The organism is Streptomyces sp. Je 1-4 4N24 (genome assembly GCF_026239515.1).
Lineage (GTDB): Bacteria > Actinomycetota > Actinomycetes > Streptomycetales > Streptomycetaceae > Streptomyces > Streptomyces nigrescens.
This window is the reverse complement of sequence record NZ_CP110836.1, coordinates 6,776,655-6,788,481: the sequence shown is the minus strand read 5'-3', so window position 1 is coordinate 6,788,481 and position 11,827 is coordinate 6,776,655. Positions and strand designations below refer to the sequence as shown.

The window sequence follows — 11,827 nt, the reverse complement described above, 5'->3', positions numbered from 1 at the left end:
ACGGTCTGCGGCGCGCACCGCGCGGGATCGCCGCCGCCACAGCTCCGGAGCGTCCGGTGCCGCGGGTGGGCGGGGCGTGGTCCGGCGGTCGTCGTGGGACGCCGTCGGCCGGCGGTCAGCGGACCGCCGTGCCGTGGAGCGGCCCGGTGCCGGCCAGGGGCCGACGCGTCAGTGCGCGGACCCCGGTCGCCATCGCATGCCGTTGATCTGTCCCGGCTCGGAACCGATGTGATACCTGACCCTGCGCCCGTGGACCCGCCGGGCGGGCGCCCGGCAGCCCCGGTGCCACGGCGGCAGCGCACAGCGCTGCGGGCCGGGGCTCCGTCGGGCGGCGGACGGGAAGCCGCGCACGGGCACCGGGCAGGGGACGCGGACGGCCGCCGCCCCGGCGCGCACACCGGCCGGGCCCGGGTGCGGTACCCGGACCTGGCAGCGGCTGCCTGCGGCGGTGGCGGTCATGTCGGTGTGCCGTCCCGGCCGCTCAGGACCGGCCGTGCCGGATCGCCGGGTGGGAGCCCGCGGCGACCAGGTCGGAGACCGCGGTCTTGGGGTCCTTGCCGGTGACCAGGGACTCGCCGACCAGCACCGCGTCCGCGCCGTCGTTGGCGTAGGCGATCAGGTCGTGCGGTCCGCGCACACCGGACTCGGCGATCTTGACGATGTGGTCGGGGATCTCGGGGGCGACCCGGGCGAAGTTGCCGCGGTCGACCTCAAGGGTCTTCAGGTTGCGGGCGTTGACACCGATGATCTTGGCGCCGGCGTCCACCGCGCGGGCGACCTCTTCCTCGTCGTGCACCTCGACCAGCGGCGTCAGCCCGATCGACTCGGCGCGCTCGATCAGCGAGACCAGCGCCTCCTGCTCCAGCGCGGAGACGATCAGCAGCGCGAGGTCGGCGCCGTAGGCACGGGCCTCCCACAGCTGGTAGGCGGTGACGATGAAGTCCTTGCGCAGGACGGGGATGTCGACCTTGGCGCGGACGGCCTCCAGGTCGGCCAGCGAACCACCGAACTTGCGCTGCTCGGTGAGGACGGAGATGACGGCCGCGCCGCCCGCCTCGTAGTCGGCGGCCAGACCGGCCGGGTCGGCGATCGCGGCGAGCGCGCCCTTGGACGGGCTGGAGCGCTTGACCTCGCAGATCACCGTGACGCTCTCGCCCTTGAGGGCGGCGACGCCGTCCTTCGCGGGGCGCGCCTTCTGGGCCCGCTCCTTGAGCTCGTCGAGGCTGACGCGCGCCTGCCGCTCCGCGAGGTCGGCACGAACGCCGTCGATGATCTCGTCGAGCACACTCACGCGAGCGGCCTCCTTCGGGAGCGGTGGCGGTGGACGGTGCCCCGGACAAGGGGTCCCATCCGGTACTCCGATGGTATCCGCCATGGGATGCAGGTCTCACATCCGGTGGACCGTGATCCCACGACCTGGACTTCTCCGGGTGCTGAGGGGCCGGTGGCACACGTTTTGCCCGGCTGCCGCATCACGGTGCGAGCCCGCTGCCGAAGGGGAGGTTGCGGACGACCGTGAAGGCCAGCAGCAGTCCGCCCAGCGCCCACCAGTGGACGGCTCCCGGCCGCGGGCCCGCCGTGCGGCGGCCGCGGACCGCATTGCCCAGCCAGAGCACCCAGAAGACCGCACAGGCGGCGTATGCGGCCACCGCGAGGGCATTGGCGCTCAGCGCCGCCGCGAGGTCGCCGTGCGCGACGGCATGCGCGCTGCGCAGTCCGCCGCAGGCCGGGCAGTAGACGCCGGTGAGGTGCAGGAGCGGGCACACGGGGTAGTGGCCGGGCTCGTTCGGGTCGACGGCACCGAGGACGGCGAAGGCGGCGGTGGCGGCGGCCAGGACGCCCAGGGGCGCCACGAGGCGGCGCGGCAGACCGCCGCGCGGGGAGGCGTCGGGCCGGGCCGCGGGTTGGCTCACGTGCTGATTGTCCGGCCGGACACGCGAAGGCGCAGCTTCTCGGCCGCCGTACGGAACGGTCACGGACGGCGGGTACGGCACCACGGTGCGTACGGGCCGGGAAGCGGCGCCTTCGAGGGATGCTGCGGAAGTGGCGCCGGGCCCCGGCGCCACGGGAGCGGGGGCTCAGCCCTCCTGCGGCTGCGGCTGGGCCTGCGCCTGGGGGCGCGGCTTGGCCGAACGCTTGGGCTCCGAACCCAGACCGGCCATGCGCATCAGACCGCCCACGACGGCACCGAGACCGATCAGCGCCATGCCGGCCCAGAAGCCGGGCACATTCGCCAGCACGATGAAGGCTCCGGCGACGCAGAAGCCGATGAACGAGATGATGACGCCGGTCCAGGCGGCGGGGGTGTGTCCGTGGCCACTGCTCGACATGAATGCTCCTCGATGCTCTGTCCGCGCCGGGTCCGGGCGCGATGATCCTCGTCGGACATTGTCACCGATGCCGCACGGAGCACCGTTACCGGGTGGGGTCCTCACCACGGTCCAGGGACTTCCAGATCTCCTCCGGACGGTCCAGATCCGGTGCGGCCGGGGCCCGCCGCGGGCCGCGTGCGCCGCCGGGCGTGCGCTCGTAACGGCCCGACATCGCCGGCCAGTGGCGTCCGTGGACCAGCGCCAGCAGTCCGGCGACCAGCAGCAGCAGCCCGCCGGCCGCGGCCACCCACGGCCATCCGGTGTGCGTGACGTGATGCACACCGGTTCCGGTCATCCCGACCGCGGTGGCGGCCTTCTCGCGCAGCGCCGAGGTGTCGGAGTTGCCCAGTACGGCGGCGACGGCGACGCCCACACCGCTGAGCGTCAGCAGGCCGGCGACCGCGATCCGGCCGGCCCGGCGGACCGCGAAGACGGCGACCAGCGCGGCCAGTCCGACGACGGCCAGCGCGCCGGGCACACCGGTCACATCGGCGCCGGTCACGGTGCGGGGCAACTCGCCCTGGGCCAGCACCGCGGAGCCCTCGGCCCAGGTGCGGCCGGAGGCCAGCAGCGCCAGGGCGGCGCCGGCCGCGCCGGCCAGCAGCGCCAGGGCGAGGCTGCGGTGCGCGCGGCGCACGGGCCGGGCCGGCGCGGGCCCGGAATCGCCCGGCGGCACGGTGTCGGTGGGGGTCTGGGATGCGGCACTCACGCGTACCACTATCGCGCACCGGCCGCCGGGGACCGGTGCGCGGGGGGTGGTGCGGGCGCCCCCAGCTCCAGGTGCCCAGGTGGTTGGCGGTATGCACGGCGCGCAGCACCGCGGCCGCCTTGTTGGGCACTCGGGGCACCCCGCGGCGGGGTGGACCGGGGCAGGAGCCGTTGGTGGTCCCGCCCGGTGGACCACCCCCCGGCGGGCTACCTGCCCAGGTGGTTGGCGGTATGCACGGCGCGCAGCACCGCGGCCGCCTTGTTGCGGCACTCGGTGTCCTCGGCCACGGGGTCGGAGTCGGCGACCACCCCGGCGCCCGCCTGGACGTAGGCGGTGCCGTGGCGCAGCAGGGCGGTGCGGATCGCGATGGCGGTGTCGGAGTCGCCGGCGAAGTCGAGATAGCCGACACAGCCGCCGTACAGACCGCGCCGGGACGGCTCCAGCTCCTCGATGATCTGCAGGGCGCGCGGCTTGGGGGCGCCGGAGAGGGTGCCCGCGGGGAAGCAGGCGGTGAGCACGTCGAAGGCGGTACGGCCCTCGGCGACCTGCCCGGTGACCGTCGAGACGATGTGCATGACGTGGCTGTAGCGCTCGACGGACATGAAGTCGACGACCTCGACACTGCCCGGTTCGCAGACCCGGCCCAGGTCGTTGCGGCCCAGGTCGACCAGCATCAGATGCTCGGCGCGCTCCTTGGGGTCGGCCATCAGCTCGTCCGCCAGCGCCTGGTCCTCCTGGACGGACGCGCCGCGCGGGCGGGTGCCGGCGATGGGGTGGACCATGGCCCGGCCGGCCTCGACCTTCACCAGCGCCTCGGGGCTGGAGCCCACCACGTCGAAGGCGCCGTCGTCACCGCCGTTGGGGCCCTCGAAGCGGAAGAGGTACATGTACGGGCTGGGGTTGGTGGCCCGCAGTACCCGGTAGACGTCCAGGGCGCTCGCCGTGCACGGGGTCTCGAAGCGCTGGGAGGGCACGACCTGGAAGGCCTCACCGGCCCGGATGCGCTCCTTGATGTCCTCGACGGCGTCCTGGTAGGCCGCGCCGCCCCACTTGGCGGTGTACGGCGGGACCTCGGACGGCGGCAGCGCGGCGGCGCTGGGGGGCGCGGGCCGGGCGAGGTCGTCGGCCATGGTGTCCAGACGGGCCACCGCGTCCGCATAGGCCTCGTCGATACCGGTGTCGAGGTCGTTGTGGTTGATCGCGTTGGCGATCAGCAGGACCGTGCCGCTCCAGTGGTCGAGGACGGCGAGGTCGGAGGTGAGCAGCATGGTCAGTTCGGGCAGCCGGAGGTCGTCGTCGGTCTGCTCGCCGATCTTCTCCAGGCGGCGCACGATGTCGTAGCCGAGGTAGCCGACCATGCCGCCGGTGAACGGCGGCAGCCCCTCGCCCTCGATGAGGTCCCGGGGGGTGTGCAGTGCCTCGACGGTGGCGCGCAGCGCGGCGAGCGGGTCACCGTCGGTGGGCACGCCGACGGGCGGGGTGCCGAGCCAGTGTGCCTGCCCGTCGCGGGTGGTGAGGGTGGCGGCGCTGCGGACGCCGATGAAGGAGTAGCGCGACCACGTACGGCCGTTCTCGGCGGATTCCAGGAGGAAGGTGCCGGGGCGCTCGGCGGCGAGCTTGCGGTAGAGCCCGACCGGTGTGTCGCCGTCCGCGAGCAGGCGCCGGGTGACGGGGATGACCCGCCGGTCCTTGGCGAGGGTGCGGAAGGTGTCGAGGTCCGGAAGGGCGGTGCCGGTGGTTCCCGTGGTCATGGCGCGGAGCCTACTGGTCCTGGCCGTCCCGGGTGGCCAGAACGTCCGCGTCGAAGCAGGTGCGGTCGCCGGTGTGGCAGGCGGCGCCGACCTGGTCGACGCGGACCAGGACGGTGTCGGCGTCACAGTCCAGCGCCACCGACTTCACGTGCTGGACGTGGCCGGAGGTGTCGCCCTTGACCCAGTACTCCTGGCGGCTGCGGGACCAGTACGTGCAGCGGCCGGTGGTCAGGGTGCGGCGCAGCGCCTCGTCGTCCATCCAGCCGAGCATCAGCACCTCGCCGGTGTCGTACTGCTGGGCGATGGCCGGGACCAGACCGTCGGCGCCGCGCTTGAGGCGGGCAGCGATGGCGGGGTCGAGGGCGGGGGTGGTGTCCGGGGTGGTGGCGCGGCTGCTCATGGTGTCCATTGTGCCGTGCGGCATCCTGCAGACATGCATCCTCAGCAGCCGTCCGTGCCGCCACCGCCGCCGGACCCGGACCGTGCCGCACGGGTGGCGGCGCGGGTTCTGGGTGCGGTGTTCGTGGCGGCGGTGGTGGTGGCCGTGGTGGTCGCGGTGGTGGTGCTCCACTCGTAGGCCGGGCCGGGAGGCGGGCTCAGGGAAACGGGTTCAGGCAGTCGGGCTCAGGGAGTCGGGCTCACATCCCCAGCTTCGCCGCCCGCAGCCGGTCGATCGCGTCCTTGTCGCCGTCCAGCGCCACATCGGCGACCTCCTGCCGGCCGAAGGCGAACATCGTCAGCTCGCCCGGTTCGCCGACGACCGTGACCACCGGGGTGCCGCGATGGGCCACCGCCGTCCGCCCGTCCGGCCGCCGCAGCACCAGGCCCACCGGCGATTTCCGGCCCAGCACCCGGGCCATCCGCTCGATCCTGGACCACAGGGCGTCCGCGAAGACGGGGTCCAGCTCCCGCGCGGCCCAGTCCGGCTGGGCGCGCCGGACGTCCTCGGCGTGGACGTAGAACTCGACGGTGTTGGACGCCTCGTCGATCTGCTTCAGCGCGAACGGCGACATCCGCGGCGGACCGGTCCTGATCAGCTGGATCAGCTCCCCGTACGGCTTGCCGGCGAACTCCGCCTGCACCCGCTCCAGCCGGGCGGCCAGCGGCTTGACGAGGAGCCCGCCGGCCGCGTCGGCACGCCGCTCGCGCACCACCACGTGCGCGGCCAGGTCCCGCGCGCTCCAGTTCTCACACAGCGTCGGCGCCTCGGGGCCGGCGCTCTCCAACAGGTCGGCGAGAAGGAGCCGTTCACGCTTCGCATGGGTCGACATGCGGCCAGCCTACGACCGGCCCCGCGGCCCTGCCACGGGGCCACGCCCCGCGCCCGCGCCGGTGGCCGCCCGGTCGCCCCCGGCCGCCGGGCCCGGCCCGCTCAGGACAGGCCCGGGTCCACATGCTCCATCAGGATGCGCTCCAGCTCCCGGGCGGCCCGCGGCGGGGAGACATCGCCCCGGTGGGCGACGGACACCACGCGGTGCATTCCGGGCGTCGAGAAGCGGGTGATCCGCAGGCCGGAGCGGGCGGCGACCATGCTGGGCACCACGGCGAGCCCCAGCCCGGCCCGGACGAAGCCGAGCACCGCGTCCATCTCGCCGCCCTCGACGGTGAAGGTCGGCTCGAAACCGGCCGCCCGGCACGCCGCGGTGGTGAATTCCCGCAGGTCGTAGCCGCGGCGGAACATGGCCAGCGGCCGGCCGCGCAGATCCTCCACCCGGATGCGGGTGCGCCGGCCGACGGGGGCGGGGCGGTCGGGGGCGGAGACCACGACGAGTTCCTCGCGCAGCAGCTCGGTGGTGGCCAGGGCGGGGGCCTGGACCGGGAGCGGGGTGATGATCAGGGCCAGGTCCAGGGCGCCGTCGGCCAGTGCCCGGACCAGGTCCTGCGAGCCGTCCTCGGTGACCATCAGGTCCACGCCGGGGTAGCCGGCGTGGAAGGCGCGCAGGACGTCGGGGACGAGGCTGGCGCAGAGGCTGGGCGGGGCGCCGAGGCGGAGCCGGCCACGGCGCAGCTGGGCGACCTCCTGGACCTCGCGGCGGGCGGTCTCGGCGTCGGCGAGGATGCGCCGGGCGAGCGGCAGCAGGGTCTCGCCGGCATCGGTGAGGGTGATGTGGCCGCGGGCCCGGTGGAAGAGCTCCGCCCCCAACTCCCGCTCCAGGGAGCGGATCTGCTGGGACAGGGAGGGCTGGGCGACATGTTCGCGCTCGGCGGCGCGGGTGAAGTGCCGGGTGTCGGCCACGGCGGTGAAGTAGCGGAGCTGCTGCAGCTGCATGAGGCGACGGTACGGCATCGATAGGCAGAGCCTATGGAGATGAGCCGCACCATGTCTTGGACTGATGGGCGGGCCGGTCCTTACCGTCGTGACCCATGGCACTGGACACACGGACGGACCGACGGCCGTCCTTCGCGGGCCTGCTGTGGGGCTCGACCGTCGGCAAGAAGACGGTGATGGCCGTGAGCGGTGTGATCATGCTGCTCTACCTGGTCGTCCACATGCTCGGCAACCTGAAGATCTTCTTCGGGGCGGCCGAGTTCAACGGCTACGGCCACTGGCTGCGCGTCGTCGGGGAACCGTTCATGCACGAGGAGTGGACGCTGTGGCTGGTCCGCGTCGTCCTCGTGGCCGCCGTCGTCGCACATGCCACATCCGCCTACCAGCTGAGCCGCCGCGACATCAGGGCCCGCCCCAGCAACTACGCCCACCCGTCGCCCGGCCACCGCCCCTGGCCGAGGCGCTTCGCGCCGCACCTCCTCCTCCGGACCAGCTACGCCACCCGCACCATGCGCTGGGGCGGGATCATCCTCGGCCTGTTCATCGTCTGGCACCTCCTCGACCTGACCACCGGCACCGTGCACTCCGGGGGCTTCCAGTCCGGCCGTCCGTACCAGAACGTCGTGGACACCTTCTCGACCTGGTACGGCAACGTCATCTACTGCGTCGCGATGCTGGCGCTCGGGCTGCACATCCGGCACGGCTTCTGGAGCGCCGCACAGACGCTCGGCGTCGGCAGCCGGGCCCGCGACCGCCTCCTGAAGACCCTCGCCCATGTCCTCGCGCTGGTGCTGACCGTGGGCTTCATCTCCGTACCCGTCGCCGTCATGACCGGAGTGGTGAGCTGACTTGACCTCTTACACGAACTACGCGACCGGGGAGCCGGTCCGCGACACCAAGGCGCCGGCCGGACCGGTCGCCGGACGCTGGGACACCCGGCGCTTCGAGGCGAAGCTCGTCAACCCCGCCAACCGCCGCAAGCACACCGTCATCGTGGTCGGCACCGGCCTCGCGGGCGGCTCGGCCGGCGCCACGCTCGCCGAACAGGGCTACCACGTGGTGCAGTTCTGCTACCAGGACTCGCCACGGCGCGCCCACTCGATCGCCGCGCAGGGCGGTATCAACGCGGCGAAGAACTACCGCAACGACGGCGACTCGGTCCACCGGCTGTTCTACGACACCGTCAAGGGCGGCGACTTCCGGGCCCGCGAGTCGAACGTCCACCGGCTCGCGCAGATCTCCGTCGAGATCATCGACCAGTGCGTCGCCCAGGGCGTCCCCTTCGCGCGGGAGTACGGCGGTCTGCTCGACACCCGCTCCTTCGGCGGCGTCCAGGTGTCCCGGACCTTCTACGCCCGCGGCCAGACGGGACAGCAGCTGCTGCTCGGTGCCTACCAGGCGCTGTCGCGGCAGATCGCCGCCGGGAACGTGGAACTGCATCCGCGCACCGAGATGCTGGACCTCCTCGTCGTCGACGGGCGCGCCCGCGGCATCGTCGCCCGGGACCTCGTCACCGGGACAATCGACACCTACTTCGCGGACGCCGTGGTCCTCGCGTCCGGCGGCTACGGCAACGTCTTCCACCTCTCGACGAACGCCATGAACTCCAACGCCACCGCCGTGTGGCGGGCGCACCGGCGCGGTGCGTACTTCGCCAACCCCTGCTTCACCCAGATCCACCCCACCTGCATCCCGCGCACCGGCGACCACCAGTCGAAGCTGACGCTGATGAGCGAGTCGCTGCGCAACGACGGCCGGATCTGGGTGCCGAAGGCCCCGGGCGACACCCGGCCGCCCGCCGAGATCCCCGAGGACGAGCGCGACTACTACCTGGAGCGCAGCTACCCGTCCTTCGGCAACCTCGTACCGCGGGACATCGCCTCCCGCGCCGCGAAGAACGTCTGCGACCAGGGCCGCGGGGTCGGCCCCGGCGGGCAGGGCGTCTACCTCGACTTCGCGGACGCCGTCCGGCGCATGGGCCGGGCGAAGGTCGAGGAGAAGTACGGCAACCTCTTCGACATGTACGCGCGGATCACCGCGGAGGACCCGTACGAGGTGCCGATGCGGATCTACCCCGCCGTGCACTACACGATGGGCGGCCTGTGGGTCGACTACGACCTGCAGACCACCGTCCCGGGCCTGTTCGCGATCGGCGAGGCCAACTTCTCCGATCACGGGGCGAACCGGCTCGGCGCGTCCGCCCTGATGCAGGGGCTGGCCGACGGCTACTTCGTCCTGCCGTCCACCATCAACGACTACCTGGCGCGCCACCCGCACCACGACGAGGTCGCCGCGGACCACCCGGTGGTCACCCGGGCCGTGCGGGAGACCGAGGACCGGCTCGCGCGGCTGCTCGCCGTCGGCGGTGACCGTACGCCCGACTCCTTCCACCGGGAACTCGGCGAGCTGATGTGGGAGTTCTGCGGGATGGCCCGCACCGATGAGGGCCTGCGCAAGGCCCTCGGCCGGATCCCGCAGATCCGCGAGGAGTTCTGGCGCCGCCTCAGGGTGCCGGGCACCGGTGAGGAGTTCAACCAGTCCCTGGAGAAGGCCAACCGCCTCGTCGACTACCTGGAGCTCGCCGAGCTGATGTGCCTGGACGCCCTGCACCGGGCCGAGTCCTGCGGCGGGCACTTCCGGGAGGAGTCGCAGACACCGGACGGCGAGGCGGCCCGCCGGGACGAGGAGTTCTCCTACGCGGCCGCCTGGGAGTTCACCGGCACCGGCGAGGCCCCCACCCTCCACAAGGAAGACCTGGTCTTCGAGTACGTCCACCCCACCCAGCGGAGCTACGCATGAGGCTCACCCTGCGCATCTGGCGCCAGCAGAACGCCGACGCCGACGGCGCCATGTCCACCTACGAGATCGACGGCATCTCGCCGGACATGTCGTTCCTGGAGATGCTCGACACCCTCAACGAGGAGCTGATCCTCAGCGGCGACGACCCGGTCGCCTTCGACCACGACTGCCGCGAGGGCATCTGCGGCGCCTGCTCGCTCGTCATCAACGGTGCGGCGCACGGCCCGAATGGGGTCTCCCCTGCTCAAGCGGATTCGAGAGCTTGGGGAAGCACGACGACCTGCCAGCTGCACATGCGGTCCTTCCGCGACGGCGACACCCTCGACATCGAGCCGTGGCGTGCCGCGGCGTTCCCGGTCGTCAAGGACCTGGTCGTCGACCGCTCCGCCTTCGACCGGATCATCCAGGCCGGCGGCTACATCACCGCGCCGACCGGTGCCGCGCCCGAGGCCCATGCGACCCCGGTGCCGAAGCCGGACGCCGACTTCGCGTTCGAGCACGCCGAATGCATCGGCTGCGGCGCCTGCGTGGCGGCCTGCCCGAACGGTGCCGCGATGCTGTTCACCTCCGCCAAGGTGAACCATCTCAATGTGCTGCCGCAGGGCGCGCCCGAGCGCGGGACCCGGGTGCTGGACATGGTGGCGCAGATGGACGACGAGGGCTTCGGCGGCTGCACCCTCACCGGGGAGTGCGCCACCGCCTGCCCCAAGGGCATCCCGCTGTTCAGCATCACGGCGATGAACCGCGAGTTCCTACGGGCGGCGCGGAAGGCCCGCTGAGTCAGACCGCGGCGGTCCCGATGAGCCCTTCCCGGGTGACGAGCGCGGCCAGCTCCGGCTCGCTCCGTCCGGCCGTGCCCTCGGGCCGCCGTGGCAGGACCATGTAGCGGCTCTCCGCGCTGGAGTCCCACACCGTGATCGCGGTGTCGTCCGGCAGCTCCAGCCCGAACTCGGCCAGGACGGCGCGGGGTTCGCGCACCACCCGCGAGCGGTAGGCCTCGCTCTTGTACCAGGACGGCGACGGCCCCAGCAGCCCGATCGGATAGCAGGAGCACAGCGTGCACACGAGGACGTGGTGTGTGGTGGCGGTGTTCTCGACGACCTTGAGCCGCTGCTCCTGGATACCGCCCGCCATCGAGAGCCCCACCTCGGGCAGCGCCGCGTTCGCGTCGGCCAGCAGCCGCTCCCGGAACCCGGCGTCGGTCCAGGCCCGCGCCACGATCCGCGCCCCGTTGACCGGCGAGGCCCCCTTCAGCATCGCGGCGAGCGCCGCGTCCAGCTGTGCCTCGGCGACCACCCCGGCCTCGATCAGCCGGGCCTCCAGCCGCCTGACCCGCGCCGCCACCGGTGTACTCGTGTGCCCGCCGCTCATGCCCCGTCCTCCCGTACCCGCTCGATGTACGACTCCCAGAGGTCGACCGTGACCTCATGACCGCCCTCGCCCCACAGGTCGGACGCGGCGAAGGCCACGGTGTAGACGGGCTCCGTCCGCGGCTCGGCGACCCCGGCCGCGCACTCGTCGGCGAGCGCCCACCGCCCCTGGCACTCGACGATCCGCCCCATGTGTCCGCGCACATACCGCGGCACCCGGGTGTGCCCCACCGGGTCGACGGCGCGCACCCGCACCCGCTCCCCCGCCCGGAATTCAGCCATCGCCGAGCAGCCCCCGTTCGGCGAGCAGCGTCTCGATCGCGTACAGCCAGCGCTCGTAGTACGACGCCGCCAGATATTCCTGCGGGGCCATCCGCTCGACGGCGTCGCGGAACTCGTCGAGCCGGTAGAGCCCGTTCCGCACCAGCACGGAGTTCAGCGCGAACACCCGCGCCTCCCAGTCGGCATGGAACGGCGGCTCGTCCGCCTCGATCTCCAGGGCCCCGAACCCCGACTGGCCACCCACATCGTTGACACGGCTCATGGGGCGAGCCTAG

Annotated in this window: 16 protein-coding genes; 4 read left to right on the top strand and 12 right to left on the bottom strand. The window is 73.0% G+C overall.

Annotation, left to right across the window (positions count from 1 at the left end; genetic code table 11):
* Positions 1-168: 168 nt before the first annotated feature.
* The 7 genes from trpM to hisI all read right to left on the bottom strand — a co-directional run bounded on the left by trpM (position 169) and on the right by hisI (position 5,232).
* Positions 169-297 (bottom strand): tryptophan biosynthesis modulator TrpM, encoded by a 129-nt coding sequence (trpM, locus tag SLV14N_RS39000; protein ID WP_368041447.1) that lies wholly within the window; start codon positions 295-297, stop codon positions 169-171.
* Positions 298-481: 184 nt separating this feature from the next.
* The gene (trpC, locus tag SLV14N_RS29620) at positions 482-1,291 is read right to left on the bottom strand and encodes an indole-3-glycerol phosphate synthase TrpC (RefSeq protein WP_018090304.1); all 810 of its coding nucleotides are present in this window, start codon (positions 1,289-1,291) and stop codon (positions 482-484) included.
* A gap of 181 nt (positions 1,292-1,472) precedes the next feature.
* Positions 1,473-1,913 carry a DUF2752 domain-containing protein gene (locus tag SLV14N_RS29615; RefSeq protein WP_263271758.1) on the bottom strand — a complete coding sequence of 147 codons (441 nt, stop codon included), beginning with the start codon at positions 1,911-1,913 and terminating at the stop codon, positions 1,473-1,475.
* A gap of 165 nt (positions 1,914-2,078) precedes the next feature.
* Positions 2,079-2,330 carry an HGxxPAAW family protein gene (locus tag SLV14N_RS29610; protein ID WP_127150378.1) on the bottom strand — a complete coding sequence of 84 codons (252 nt, stop codon included), beginning with the start codon at positions 2,328-2,330 and terminating at the stop codon, positions 2,079-2,081.
* 85 nt (positions 2,331-2,415) lie between these two features.
* On the bottom strand, positions 2,416-3,048 hold the full coding sequence (locus tag SLV14N_RS29605; RefSeq protein WP_263273320.1) for a TIGR02234 family membrane protein: 633 nt from the start codon (positions 3,046-3,048) through the stop codon (positions 2,416-2,418).
* 239 nt (positions 3,049-3,287) lie between these two features.
* Positions 3,288-4,832 (bottom strand): anthranilate synthase component I, encoded by a 1,545-nt coding sequence (locus SLV14N_RS29600; RefSeq protein ID WP_208685038.1) that lies wholly within the window; start codon positions 4,830-4,832, stop codon positions 3,288-3,290.
* 10 nt (positions 4,833-4,842) lie between these two features.
* Positions 4,843-5,232, bottom strand: a complete 390-nt coding sequence (gene hisI, locus SLV14N_RS29595; protein ID WP_026169751.1) for a phosphoribosyl-AMP cyclohydrolase — start codon at positions 5,230-5,232, stop codon at positions 4,843-4,845.
* Positions 5,233-5,265: 33 nt separating this feature from the next.
* Here hisI and SLV14N_RS29590 point away from each other — a divergent pair, with 33 nt between their 5' ends.
* A complete protein-coding gene (locus SLV14N_RS29590; RefSeq protein ID WP_158686037.1) occupies positions 5,266-5,409 on the top strand; it encodes a hypothetical protein in 144 nt (47 codons plus the stop codon).
* Positions 5,410-5,470: 61 nt separating this feature from the next.
* On the opposite strand, the gene SLV14N_RS29585 is transcribed toward SLV14N_RS29590, so the two are convergent.
* Both SLV14N_RS29585 and SLV14N_RS29580 read right to left on the bottom strand, forming a co-directional pair.
* On the bottom strand, positions 5,471-6,103 hold the full coding sequence (locus tag SLV14N_RS29585; protein ID WP_018090298.1) for a TIGR03085 family metal-binding protein: 633 nt from the start codon (positions 6,101-6,103) through the stop codon (positions 5,471-5,473).
* A gap of 101 nt (positions 6,104-6,204) precedes the next feature.
* The gene (locus tag SLV14N_RS29580) at positions 6,205-7,101 is read right to left on the bottom strand and encodes a LysR family transcriptional regulator (RefSeq protein WP_208685037.1); all 897 of its coding nucleotides are present in this window, start codon (positions 7,099-7,101) and stop codon (positions 6,205-6,207) included.
* Between the two features lie 95 nt (positions 7,102-7,196).
* Here SLV14N_RS29580 and SLV14N_RS29575 point away from each other — a divergent pair, with 95 nt between their 5' ends.
* Genes SLV14N_RS29575 through SLV14N_RS29565 form a run of 3 tightly spaced genes read left to right on the top strand, consistent with a single transcriptional unit; the run spans position 7,197 to position 10,679 of the window.
* Complete coding sequence (locus tag SLV14N_RS29575; RefSeq protein ID WP_208685035.1) at positions 7,197-7,949, top strand: succinate dehydrogenase; 753 nt, start codon at positions 7,197-7,199, stop codon at positions 7,947-7,949.
* Position 7,950: 1 nt separating this feature from the next.
* Entirely contained in the window at positions 7,951-9,900 is a 1,950-nt protein-coding gene (locus SLV14N_RS29570; protein ID WP_208685033.1) for a fumarate reductase/succinate dehydrogenase flavoprotein subunit, read from the top strand.
* The gene (locus tag SLV14N_RS29565) at positions 9,897-10,679 is read left to right on the top strand and encodes a succinate dehydrogenase/fumarate reductase iron-sulfur subunit (RefSeq protein WP_208685031.1); all 783 of its coding nucleotides are present in this window, start codon (positions 9,897-9,899) and stop codon (positions 10,677-10,679) included. The genes SLV14N_RS29570 and SLV14N_RS29565 overlap by 4 nt, the downstream gene beginning before the upstream one ends.
* Position 10,680: 1 nt before the next feature.
* On the opposite strand, the gene SLV14N_RS29560 is transcribed toward SLV14N_RS29565, so the two are convergent.
* Genes SLV14N_RS29560 through SLV14N_RS38860 form a run of 3 tightly spaced genes read right to left on the bottom strand, consistent with a single transcriptional unit; the run spans position 10,681 to position 11,814 of the window.
* Positions 10,681-11,271, bottom strand: coding sequence for a nitrile hydratase subunit alpha (locus SLV14N_RS29560; protein ID WP_208685029.1), 591 nt, complete (start codon positions 11,269-11,271; stop codon positions 10,681-10,683).
* A complete protein-coding gene (locus SLV14N_RS38865; RefSeq protein ID WP_208685026.1) occupies positions 11,268-11,552 on the bottom strand; it encodes an SH3-like domain-containing protein in 285 nt (94 codons plus the stop codon). Before SLV14N_RS38865 ends, SLV14N_RS29560 begins: the two co-directional genes overlap by 4 nt.
* Positions 11,545-11,814: an SH3-like domain-containing protein gene (locus SLV14N_RS38860; RefSeq protein WP_208685024.1), complete on the bottom strand. Its 270-nt coding sequence runs from the start codon at positions 11,812-11,814 to the stop codon at positions 11,545-11,547. The genes SLV14N_RS38865 and SLV14N_RS38860 overlap by 8 nt, the downstream gene beginning before the upstream one ends.
* Between the last annotated feature and the right edge of the window lie 13 nt (positions 11,815-11,827).

Bases quoted from the DNA above. Each gene is read 5' to 3' on its own strand.
- SLV14N_RS29585 (WP_018090298.1), bottom strand. From the start codon at position 6,103: ATGTCGACCCATGCGAAGCGTGAACGGCTCCTTCTCGCCGACCTGTTG.
- SLV14N_RS29610 (WP_127150378.1), bottom strand. From the start codon at position 2,330: ATGTCGAGCAGTGGCCACGGACACACCCCCGCCGCCTGGACCGGCGTC.
- SLV14N_RS38860 (WP_208685024.1), bottom strand. From the start codon at position 11,814: ATGAGCCGTGTCAACGATGTGGGTGGCCAGTCGGGGTTCGGGGCCCTG.
- SLV14N_RS29565 (WP_208685031.1), top strand. From the start codon at position 9,897: ATGAGGCTCACCCTGCGCATCTGGCGCCAGCAGAACGCCGACGCCGAC.
- SLV14N_RS29590 (WP_158686037.1), top strand. From the start codon at position 5,266: ATGCATCCTCAGCAGCCGTCCGTGCCGCCACCGCCGCCGGACCCGGAC.
- hisI (WP_026169751.1), bottom strand. From the start codon at position 5,232: ATGAGCAGCCGCGCCACCACCCCGGACACCACCCCCGCCCTCGACCCC.
- SLV14N_RS38865 (WP_208685026.1), bottom strand. From the start codon at position 11,552: ATGGCTGAATTCCGGGCGGGGGAGCGGGTGCGGGTGCGCGCCGTCGAC.
- SLV14N_RS29600 (WP_208685038.1), bottom strand. From the start codon at position 4,832: ATGACCACGGGAACCACCGGCACCGCCCTTCCGGACCTCGACACCTTC.
- SLV14N_RS29560 (WP_208685029.1), bottom strand. From the start codon at position 11,271: ATGAGCGGCGGGCACACGAGTACACCGGTGGCGGCGCGGGTCAGGCGG.
- SLV14N_RS29575 (WP_208685035.1), top strand. From the start codon at position 7,197: ATGGCACTGGACACACGGACGGACCGACGGCCGTCCTTCGCGGGCCTG.
- SLV14N_RS29580 (WP_208685037.1), bottom strand. From the start codon at position 7,101: ATGCAGCTGCAGCAGCTCCGCTACTTCACCGCCGTGGCCGACACCCGG.